2 protein-coding genes are annotated in these 3,084 nt (G+C 66.8%); both read right to left on the reverse strand.

Annotated elements, in window-relative coordinates; all coding sequences use genetic code 11:
• Positions 1 to 1,091, reverse strand: a 1,091-nt coding sequence (locus tag A37U_RS0139035) for a beta-ketoacyl synthase N-terminal-like domain-containing protein (protein ID WP_020502087.1), incomplete at its 3' end; no start/stop codon positions are given.
• Positions 1,092 to 1,133: 42 nt separating this feature from the next.
• The coding region (locus A37U_RS0139040) for a type I polyketide synthase (RefSeq protein WP_020502088.1) at positions 1,134 to 3,084 on the reverse strand (1,951 nt) is incomplete at its 5' end.

Genomic DNA, 3,084 nt, shown 5'->3' on the forward strand with positions numbered 1-3,084 from the left:
TTCAACGAACCCAACCACAACGGACGATCCCGATCCTGACCATACGTCGCCAACAACGCCTGCGCCTCGATCGGATCACCCAACGACGTACCCGTCCCGTGCGCCTCAACAACATCCACGTCGGCGGCGGAGAGGCGAGCTCCATCGAGGGCGGCGCGGATAACCTGCCGCTGTGCGGGTCCGTTCGGAGCGGTCAGCCCATTCGATTCACCATCCTGATTAACCGCCGACCCCGTGACAACAGCCAACACCCGATGCCCACAACGACGAGCATCCGATAACCGCTCGACCACAAGTACCCCGGCACCCTCAGACCACCCCGTCCCATCAGCATCAGCCGAAAACGACCTACACCGACCATCTCCAGCCAACCCTCCCTGACGAGAAAACTCCGCAAACGTCCCCGGCGAAGCCATCACCGTCACCCCACCAACCAAAGCCAAACCACACTCACGACCACGCAACGCCTGCACCGCCAAATGCAACGCCACCAACGACGACGAACACGCCGTATCCACCGTCACCGCAGGCCCCTCCAAACCAAGGGCATAAGCAACACGACCAGAAATAACACTCCCCGCATTCCCAGTCATCAAATAACCCTCAGCACCGGTCCCGGCGCCCGCGAAACCGGCGGCATACCCTGAAGTCGCCGCTCCCGCGTACACCCCGGTCCTGGAGCCCCTCAACCGCACCGGATCAATACCGGACCGTTCCAGCGCCTCCCAGGAAACCTCCAGCAACAACCGCTGCTGCGGATCCATCGCCAACGCCTCACGCGGAGAAATACCGAAAAACCCCGCATCGAACTCAGTCGCGTCATAAACAAAACCACCCTGACGCGCATAGTCCGAACCATCGCTGTCCCAACCACGATCGGTCGGAAACCCCGAAACCGCATCCGTGCCCGCGGACACTAGATCCCACAAATCCTTCGGACCACACACCCCGCCCGGCAACCGGCACCCCACACCGACCACCGCGATCGGCTCATGCGCGCTCTCGTCGATGTCCTGCAGTTGCTGCCGCGCCTCGTGGAGGTTGGTCATCGTCCACTTCAGATAATCGCGCAGGGTCTCTTCGTCAGCCACCGCAACCTCTTTTGCCGTCGATCTCGGGAATGTCTGGTCAGCTCACTCGGACCGGCCGAGTTCCTTATGGATGAACTCGAACATCTCGTCGTCCGACGCGGCCTCGATGTGTTCCGCGACCGCCTTGTCCTTGGCCGCACCGCCATTGCCGCGCCACTGGGTCAGCACCCGTTGCAGCCGGGCCGCGATCAGTTCGTGCGTGTCCTCGTCCGGGGCGGCACCCGACAGCAGCGCCTCGAACCGGTCCAATTCCTCGACCAATCCCGTCGGTGCGTCCTCACCGAGCAGTTCCGTGCGGAGGAGCTCGGCCAGTGCGACCGGATTGGGATGGTCGAAGACGAGTGTCGCAGGCAGGGCGAGCCCGGTGGCGTCGTTGAGCCGGTTGCGCAGCTCGATGGCGGTGAGCGAGTCGAATCCGAGTTCCTTGAAGACCTGTTCCGGCCCGACCGCCGCCATGGTGGTGTGCCCGAGGGCGGCCGCGGCCTCGGTGCGGACCAGCTCGATCAGCACACGGTCCTGCTCTGCCCGGCCCAGTGAAGCCAACCTCTTGGCGAGTTCACCGCCAGTCTCTCCGATGGCCGGGTCTTCCGTTCCGGCCGTCAGCGCCGCGCACGCCTCGGGTATAGACCCGATGAGCGGGCTGCGGCGGCGCAGGGTGAACGTCGGGACAAACCTCGACCAGTCCACATCGGCGACGGTGAGCAGCCCTTCGCCCGCGTCGACGGCCTTGGCGAGGGCACCGATCGCGAGCTGCGGGTCCATCATGCCCAGGCCACGGCGTGAGAACTCCTCGCCGGCCGCTCCGCCGCCCATGCCCGCGCCGTCCCACAGACCCCAGGCCACCGAGGTGGCTACCTGACCGCGGGTGCGACGGTTGACGGCGAGAGCGTCGAGGAAAGCGTTCGCCGCCGCGTATGCGGGTTGTAGCGCGCTGCCCCAGGTCGCGGAAATCGAGGAGAACAGCACGAACGCCTCCAGGTCGAGGTGCGCGGTCAGTTCGTCCAGCCACCGCGCGCCCTCGGTCTTGGCCGCGACGACATGAGTGTGCTCGGCAAGAGTGACCTCCCCGGTCGGGGTGGTTTGGCCGATGCCGGCCGCGTGCACGACCGCCGTGAGATCGGGGATGCGATCCAGCACACCTGCCACGTGGCCGCGTTCGACGGTGTCGCAGGCATAGACGTCGACGGCGGTGCCCCGTCCGGCCAGTTCGGCGGCCAGCTCGGGGACGCCATCGGCCGCGGGACCGGTGCGGCTGGTGAGAACCAGCCCCGGTACACCGCGTTCGGCGAGCCAGCGGTCCACGTGACCGCCGATTCCGCCGGTGCCACCGGTGACCAGAACACTGCCGCGCGGCGTCCAGCTGCGGGTGACACCGGAATGCGGAGCGCGGACAAGGCGTCGGCCGAACGAGCCGGCCGCACGGATGGCGATCTGATCCTCACCACTACCGGCGAGCGTTCCGCACAGCCGGGCCGCGACCCGCGCGTCCCAAGTGGACGGCAGGTCGATCAAGCCACCCCAACGATCGGGGAACTCCAAACCCATGACCCGGCCAAGACCCCAAACCTGCGCCAGCGCTGGATCGGTCACCGGCTCGCCCGGCGCGGTCGCGACGGCGCCGGCGGTCAGCACCCACAGCGGTACGGTGATGCCCAGGTCTCCGAGCGCCTGCACGAGCCCGAGGATGGCAGCCACGCCACACGGAACGACCGGATGTCCGGGTACCGGAGTGTCCCCGGCCGCGGGCAGGGCCACAACGCCCGCGAGGTCATCAACCTCGGTCGGTAGTGCCTTTGCCAGCGCCACCCGGTCGACCTCGGTCGTTTCGACAAGTAAGACCCGGGCACCGTGTTCCGACAGGGCGTCCACACATTCGCGTGTCGACCGCCGGGGATCGGCCACGAGCAGCCAGGTGCCGGTCAGTGTTGTGGGGGTGGGTTCGGTGATGGGTTCCCAGGTGATTCGGTAGCGCCAGTCGGTGATGGTCGTGTCG

The organism is Sciscionella marina DSM 45152 (genome assembly GCF_000379465.1).
Classification (GTDB): Bacteria; Actinomycetota; Actinomycetes; order Mycobacteriales; family Pseudonocardiaceae; genus Sciscionella; species Sciscionella marina.